Here is a 7,022-nt window from a genome sequence, read left to right on the forward strand (position 1 = left end):
GTGACCGCTCGGTTCGTAGCCGAGTACTCTATCCAGCTGAGCTACGAGTGCATTTTGTGTTTTTAGACCAGACCACAACTGGCTGAAGCCGAGCTATTCATATTGCTACAAACAACTCTTAAATGGTGCACTCGACAGGATTCGAACCTGTGACCGCTCGGTTCGTAGCCGAGTACTCTATCCAGCTGAGCTACGAGTGCATTTGTTGCCGCGCATTATAGGCCGTTAAATCTGTTTGTAAAGCGCTTTTTTCTAGTAATTTCAACAACTTACAGAAGAAGCCAGATTACAACGTACTACGAAAATAATGGCGGAGAACGGGGGATTCGAACCCCCGACACCCTTTTGAGGTGTACTCCCTTAGCAGGGGAGCGCCTTCGGCCACTCGGCCAGCTCTCCGCAACACGGGGCGTATATTAACCAGCTTCTTCCCCGTTTGCAAACATAAAAATCGATAAAAATTAATGGCTTGGTTCTTCGTCCTTCTCTTTCTTGATGCGCTGGTAGATTTCCTCACGGTGGACAGCTACCTCTTTCGGGGCGTTGACCCCTATACGCACTTGATTTCCTTTGACGCCGAGCACGGTTACGGTGATTTCGCCATCACCAATAATCAGGCTTTCTGCGCACCGACGAGTCAGAATCAGCATACCTTTCACCTCACGCATTTCATTTCAGGGACAGCAGTCTGCAAAAAAGAAGGCAAAAGCCTACAACCAATTCGGCTGAGGCCTACATGCCAGAGTATTGACTAACGCGAGCAAAAGAACAGCTTGGGAGGATCACGCCATTCAAAAAAACAAAAGGCGCGGTCAGACCGCGCCTTTTGCCAAACGCATCACTCGCCCTGGCGGGCCGGTGCGTCCAGATCGAAAGCCGTGTGCAGGGCGCGCACAGCCAGTTCCAGGTATTTCTCTTCGATCACTACGGAGACTTTGATTTCCGAAGTCGAGATCATCTGGATGTTGATGCTTTCCTTGGCCAGCGCTTCGAACATGCGGCTGGCGACGCCTGCGTGAGAGCGCATGCCAACGCCGACGATCGATACCTTGGCGATCTTGGTGTCGCCAACGACTTCGCGGGCACCGATCTCGCGAGCGGTGTTTTCCAGCACGCCCTGGGCGGCCTGGTAGTCGTTGCGGTGCACGGTGAAGGTGAAGTCGGTGGTGTTATCGTGCGAAACGTTCTGCACGATCATGTCGACTTCGATGTTCGCGGCGCTGATAGGGCCGAGAATCTTGAACGCAACGCCCGGGGTGTCTGGCACGCCACGGATGGTCAGCTTGGCTTCATCGCGGTTGAAGGCGATGCCGGAAATGATCGGCTGTTCCATGGTTTCCTCTTCATCGATAGTAATGAGGGTGCCCGGACCCTCCTTGAAGCTGTGCAGTACGCGCAGCGGGACGTTGTACTTGCCGGCGAATTCCACCGCGCGGATCTGCAGCACCTTGGAACCGAGGCTGGCCATTTCCAGCATCTCTTCGAAGGTGATCTTGTCCAGGCGCTGAGCCACGGACACCACGCGCGGATCGGTGGTGTAGACGCCGTCGACGTCGGTGTAGATCTGGCATTCGTCAGCCTTCAGGGCTGCCGCCAGCGCCACGCCAGTGGTGTCGGAACCGCCACGACCGAGGGTGGTGATGTTGCCCTGTTCGTCAACACCCTGGAAACCGGCGACGACGACAACGCGACCGGCCTTCAGGTCGCCGCGAATCTTCTGGTCATCAATCTGCAAGATACGCGCTTTATTGTGCGCACTGTCCGTCAGAATCCGTACCTGGTTGCCGGTGTAGGACACCGCTGGCACACCGCGTTTCATCAGCGCCATGGCCAACAGGGCAATCGTCACCTGCTCACCGGTGGACACGATCACATCCAGCTCACGCGGAACCGGTTGATCTTCGCCACTGATTTGCTTGGCCAGATCGATCAGACGGTTGGTTTCGCCGCTCATTGCAGACAGCACAACCACCAGGTCATCGCCAGCTTCGCGGAATTTCTTAACCTTGTCGGCGACCTGCTCGATTCTCTCGACAGTGCCGACCGAGGTGCCTCCAAATTTCTGTACGATCAAAGCCATTTCAAAGCCGCCTCTGCCCATGAAGGGCGCCCAAATAATCACTCAAACAGCGTTGCGGCCCGCCACTAGACTGCGGACCGCAGGCGCTGCCTTATAAACCCTGCTCTACAAATGGAACGGTCAGCGCCAGCGCCGCGTCCAGAGCGCCGGCGTCGGTACCGCCGCCTTGCGCCATGTCCGGACGACCACCGCCCTTCCCGCCCACTGCCGCAGCGGCTTGCTTCATCAAATCACCGGCTTTGAGTTGGCCAGTCAGGTCCTTGGTTACGCCTGCAACCAGAACGACCTTATCCTCATGGACACTGCCGAGCAGGATCACTGCGCGGCCGAGTTTGTTTTTCAGCTGATCGACCAGCGCCAGCAACGCCTTGCCATCCTGGCCATCGAGGCGCGCAGCCAGCACTTTGGCGCCTTTGACGTCCAGAGCGGAAGCCGACAGATCGTCGCCCGCCGCGCTGGCTGCCTTGGCTTGCAACTGCTCGAGTTGCTTCTCCAGCAGACGGTTGCGCTCCAGCACAGCCGACAGCTTGTCGATCAGGTTGTCGCGGCTGCCCTTGACCAGGCTGGCCGCTTCCTTGAGTTGTTCTTCCGCGCCGTTCAAGTAGGCCAGTGCCGCGGCACCGGTGACTGCCTCGATACGACGTACGCCGGCAGCCACACCGCCTTCGCTGATGATTTTCAGCAGACCGATGTCGCCGGTGCGCTTGGCGTGGATACCGCCGCACAGCTCGACGGAGAAATCGCCCATGCTCAGCACACGAACGCTGTCGCCGTACTTCTCGCCGAACAGCGCCATTGCGCCTTTCTTCTTGGCGGTGTCGATGTCGGTTTCTTCGGTTTCAACGGCGGAGTTCTTGCGGATCTCGGCGTTGACGATGTCTTCCAGTGCCTTGATCTGCTCAGGCTTGATCGCCTCGAAGTGGCTGAAGTCGAAGCGCAGGCGCTGACTGTCCACCAGAGAGCCCTTCTGCTGTACGTGATCGCCCAGCACCTTGCGCAATGCCGCGTGCAGCAAGTGGGTGGCCGAGTGGTTCAGCGAAGTGGCGTGACGCACGTCGGCTTCGACGTGGGCTTCAACCGGCGCACCGATCAACAGGCTGCCCGACGCCAGCACGCCGTGGTGCAGGAACGCACCGCCGGTCTTGGTGGTGTCGCGAACGTCGAAGCGCGCAGGACCGGCCTGCAGGTAACCGCAGTCGCCGACCTGGCCGCCGGATTCGGCGTAGAACGGCGTCTGGTTCAGCACCACGACACCCTCTTCGCCTTCATTCAATACGTCCACCGACTGACCATCTTTATAGATAGCCACAACTTTCGCCGAACCGCTGGTGGCGTGGTAACCGGTGAACTCGGTGTCGACGTCGACCTTGACCAGGCTGTTGTAGTCCATGCCGAAGGAGCTGGCGGAACGGGCACGGACGCGCTGGGCTTCCATTTCACGCTCGAAACCTTCTTCGTCGATGGTCAGGCTGCGCTCGCGAGCGATGTCGCCGGTCAGGTCCATCGGGAAACCGTAGGTGTCGTAGAGTTTGAACACTACGTCGCCCGGTACCACGTCGCCCTTGAGTTCGGCCAGATCCTGCTCGAGGATCTTCAGGCCCTGCTCCAGGGTCTTGGCGAACTGTTCTTCTTCGGCTTTCAGTACGCGCTCGATGTGCGCCTGCTGGGATTTCAGCTCAGGGAAAGCTTCGCCCATCTCGGCAACCAGCGCTGCAACGATCTGGTAGAAGAAGCTGCCCTTGGCGCCCAGCTTGTTGCCATGACGGCAGGCGCGACGAATGATCCGGCGCAGCACGTAGCCACGGCCTTCGTTGGACGGCAGCACGCCGTCGGCAATCAGGAAACCGCAGGAACGGATGTGGTCGGCCACGACTTTCAGGGAAGCCTGGGCGTCGTTAGTGCAACCGATGGCCTTGGCCGAAGCGTCCAGCAGGCTCTGGAACAGGTCGATTTCATAGTTCGAGTGAACGTGCTGCAGCACGGCACTGATCCGCTCCAGGCCCATGCCGGTGTCCACCGACGGTGCTGGCAGCGGGTGCAACACGCCATCGGCGGTGCGGTTGAACTGCATGAACACGTTGTTCCAGATTTCGATGTAACGGTCGCCATCTTCTTCCGGCGAGCCCGGTGGGCCGCCCCAGATGTCGGCGCCGTGATCGTAGAAAATTTCGGTGCAAGGACCGCACGGGCCGGTATCGCCCATGGTCCAGAAGTTGTCGGAAGCGTACGGCGCGCCTTTGTTGTCGCCGATACGGACCATACGCTCGGCCGGAACACCGATTTCCTTGGTCCAGATGTCGTACGCCTCGTCATCGCTGGCGTAGACGGTGACCCACAGCTTTTCCTTCGGCAGGTTCAGCCATTTGTCAGAAGTCAGGAAGGTCCAGGCGTAGGTGATGGCATCACGCTTGAAGTAATCGCCGAAGCTGAAGTTACCCAGCATTTCGAAGAAAGTGTGGTGACGAGCGGTATAGCCGACGTTTTCCAGGTCGTTGTGCTTGCCGCCTGCGCGCACGCATTTCTGGCTGCTGACGGCGCGGGTGTACGCGCGTTTTTCCTGGCCCAGGAAGCAGTCCTTGAACTGGTTCATCCCCGCGTTGGTGAACAGCAGGGTCGGGTCGTTGCCCGGAATCAAAGAGCTGGAGGCTACACGGGTGTGGCCTTGCTCTTCGAAGAAGCGAAGGAAGGCTTCACGGATTTCTGCGCTTTTCATTAGGTTCTTCCACGGAGGCTGCGGCCAAAGGCCTGTTCGAAACGTCACCAGACGAAACGACGGCAAAGGGCCGCATTATATCGGCCCTGCGCGCGGGGTACAGCGTGTTTATACGATAGAAACGGTCAATTGGCGTGCTAACGCTATCACTTGGGCGAAAAGTCGACGAATGTCGCGACGACCTGCTCGATTTGATCACGGCTGACGTCCAAGTGCGTCACCATCCGCAGACGGGCGGCAGCGCTGAGGGTGATGCCACGCTCGGCGGCAAACGCCTTGAGCGCCTGGGCCTTGTCACCGATGTTCACGTACACCATGTTGGTCTGCACCGGCTCGACTTCATAACCCGCCGCACGCAGGCCTTCGGCCAGTCGCTGGGCATTGGCGTGGTCTTCGGCCAGACGCTGCACGTTGTGATCCAGCGCATAGAGGCCCGCCGCGGCGAGAATCCCGGCCTGGCGCATGCCGCCACCGACCATCTTGCGCAAGCGCCGCGCCTTGGCAATCAACTCTGCCGAGCCGCACAGCACCGAGCCGATCGGTGCGCCGAGGCCTTTGGACAGGCACACCGAGACCGAATCGAAGTGCTGGGTGATTTCCCGGGCATCGACACCCAGCTTGACCGCCGCGTTATACAGCCGCGCGCCATCCAGGTGCAGTTGCAGCCCATGCTCGCGGGTGAAACCGCGAGCCTGTGCCAGATACTCAAGTGGCAGCACCTTGCCCTGCATGGTGTTTTCCAGCGCCAGCAGGCGGGTGCGGGCGAAGTGGAAGTCGTCCGGCTTGATCGCAGCGGCGACATGAGCCAAGTCCAGTGAACCATCGGCCTGCACTTCCAGCGGCTGCGGCTGGATGGAACCGAGCACCGCCGCACCGCCGCCCTCATATTTATAGGTATGCGCCTGCTGGCCGACGATGTATTCGTCGCCGCGCTCGCAATGGGCCATCAAGCCGAGCAGGTTGCTCATGGTGCCGCTGGGGACAAACAGCGCGGCAGCAAAACCCAGGCGCTTGGCCAGCTCGGCTTCCAGTCGATTGACCGTCGGATCTTCGCCATAGACATCATCGCCGGTGGCCGCGGTGGCCATCGCGTCGAGCATGCCGGCGGAGGGTTGGGTGACGGTGTCGCTGCGAAGATCGATAACACTCATGAGTCTGGCCTCGGTAAGCAGGGGGAAATCCCTTTCAGACAGGAATTACTGCGGTCATGCCGTTGATTAATCAACCCTTGGGTGAGGAAAAGGCGGATTAATGCAGCGAAAAAGCCGATGGCAATCATCTGAAAGCATCAATGCACCTGTAGGAAATATGTGTTACAAACTCTGCGCCGCCACACAGTCTGGCGGCAAAAACGTTCTCAGGGCGGGGTGCAACTCCCCACCGGCGGTAATTGCGCGCAAGGCGCATAGCCCGCGAGCGCTTGGTGACGGCACCGCTTTCGGTGCCTGGCAGCAAGGTCAGCAGACCCGGTGTGATTCCGGGGCCGACGGTCATAGTCCGGATGAAGAGAGAACGGGATTGTTGCCGATGGGCCGTGCGCAGCATTGCTGCGAGCGTGCGTACCCTGAAATCCCCTTCGATTCATAACGCCCTGTTTTTCACACAAACAGGAGTCAGAACATGCAACCCACCGCAATCGACAGCAAAAGCAAACACCATCAGGGCGAGCGCGTTGCGTTCATTCAGGCCTGCTGGCACAAGGATATTGTCGATCAGAGCCGTAAAGGCTTCGTCGCCGAAATGATTGCCCAAGGTTATCAGGAGTCCGACATCGATTTCTTCGAGGTCGGCGGTGCATTTGAAATGCCTCTGCACGCCAAATTGCTGGCCAAGACCGGTCGTTATGCCGGCATCGTCGCGGCTGCGCTGGTGGTGGATGGCGGGATCTACCGTCACGATTTCGTCGCCCATTCAGTGGTCAGCGGCCTGATGCAGGTTCAACTGGAAACCGAAGTTCCGGTGTTCTCGGTGTCCCTGACTCCGCACCACTTCCATGCCGGTGAAGAGCATCACAAGTTCTTCTTCGAGCATTTCCTGCATAAGGGTCAGGAAGCGGCGAAGACTTGTGCGGATACGCTGAAGAAGGTGCGGGCGTTGCAGCGGACTGAGCCGCGGGCAGTCGCTGTCTAAAACACAAAACCTGTGGATTGGGTGATCTGCCTGATTTCACTCAATCCCATTGTGGGAGCGGGCTTGCTCGCGAATGCGGTGTATCGGTCAATATTTATG

General features: G+C 58.9%; 5 protein-coding genes, 2 tRNA genes and 1 riboswitch. Of the genes, 1 reads left to right on the top strand and 6 read right to left on the bottom strand.

Features of this window, described 5'->3' with window-relative positions; all coding sequences use genetic code 11:
- Nucleotides 1-123: 123 nt before the first annotated feature.
- The 6 genes from ACW9JE_RS27055 to ltaE form a co-directional block, all read right to left on the bottom strand.
- A tRNA-Arg gene (locus tag ACW9JE_RS27055) sits at nt 124-200 on the bottom strand.
- Nucleotides 201-308: 108 nt separating this feature from the next.
- Nucleotides 309-399 (bottom strand) — tRNA-Ser (locus tag ACW9JE_RS27060).
- Between the two features lie 62 nt (nt 400-461).
- Entirely contained in the window at nt 462-650 is a 189-nt protein-coding gene (gene csrA, locus ACW9JE_RS27065; RefSeq protein ID WP_154745572.1) for a carbon storage regulator CsrA, read from the bottom strand.
- A 188-nt stretch (nt 651-838) separates the two neighbouring features.
- Nucleotides 839-2,080, bottom strand: coding sequence for an aspartate kinase (locus ACW9JE_RS27070; RefSeq protein WP_224539182.1), 1,242 nt, complete (start codon nt 2,078-2,080; stop codon nt 839-841).
- A 91-nt stretch (nt 2,081-2,171) separates the two neighbouring features.
- Nucleotides 2,172-4,793 (bottom strand): alanine--tRNA ligase, encoded by a 2,622-nt coding sequence (alaS, locus tag ACW9JE_RS27075; RefSeq protein ID WP_457434504.1) that lies wholly within the window; start codon nt 4,791-4,793, stop codon nt 2,172-2,174.
- Nucleotides 4,794-4,939: 146 nt separating this feature from the next.
- A complete protein-coding gene (gene ltaE, locus ACW9JE_RS27080) occupies nt 4,940-5,944 on the bottom strand; it encodes a low-specificity L-threonine aldolase (RefSeq protein WP_224539186.1) in 1,005 nt (334 codons plus the stop codon).
- A gap of 198 nt (nt 5,945-6,142) precedes the next feature.
- Nucleotides 6,143-6,311, top strand: a riboswitch (FMN riboswitch).
- A 102-nt stretch (nt 6,312-6,413) separates the two neighbouring features.
- On the opposite strand from ltaE, the gene ACW9JE_RS27085 reads away from it, so the two are divergent.
- Complete coding sequence (locus tag ACW9JE_RS27085; RefSeq protein ID WP_457434505.1) at nt 6,414-6,923, top strand: 6,7-dimethyl-8-ribityllumazine synthase; 510 nt, start codon at nt 6,414-6,416, stop codon at nt 6,921-6,923.
- Nucleotides 6,924-7,022: the final 99 nt, after the last annotated feature.

The sequence above is a fragment of the Pseudomonas sp. SDO55104_S430 genome (assembly GCF_054070595.1).

Excerpts from the sequence above, each read along its gene's own strand:
- alaS (WP_457434504.1), bottom strand. The coding sequence starts at position 4,793 with ATGAAAAGCGCAGAAATCCGTGAAGCCTTCCTTCGCTTCTTCGAAGAG.
- csrA (WP_154745572.1), bottom strand. The coding sequence starts at position 650 with ATGCTGATTCTGACTCGTCGGTGCGCAGAAAGCCTGATTATTGGTGAT.
- ltaE (WP_224539186.1), bottom strand. The coding sequence starts at position 5,944 with ATGAGTGTTATCGATCTTCGCAGCGACACCGTCACCCAACCCTCCGCC.
- ACW9JE_RS27085 (WP_457434505.1), top strand. The coding sequence starts at position 6,414 with ATGCAACCCACCGCAATCGACAGCAAAAGCAAACACCATCAGGGCGAG.
- ACW9JE_RS27070 (WP_224539182.1), bottom strand. The coding sequence starts at position 2,080 with ATGGCTTTGATCGTACAGAAATTTGGAGGCACCTCGGTCGGCACTGTC.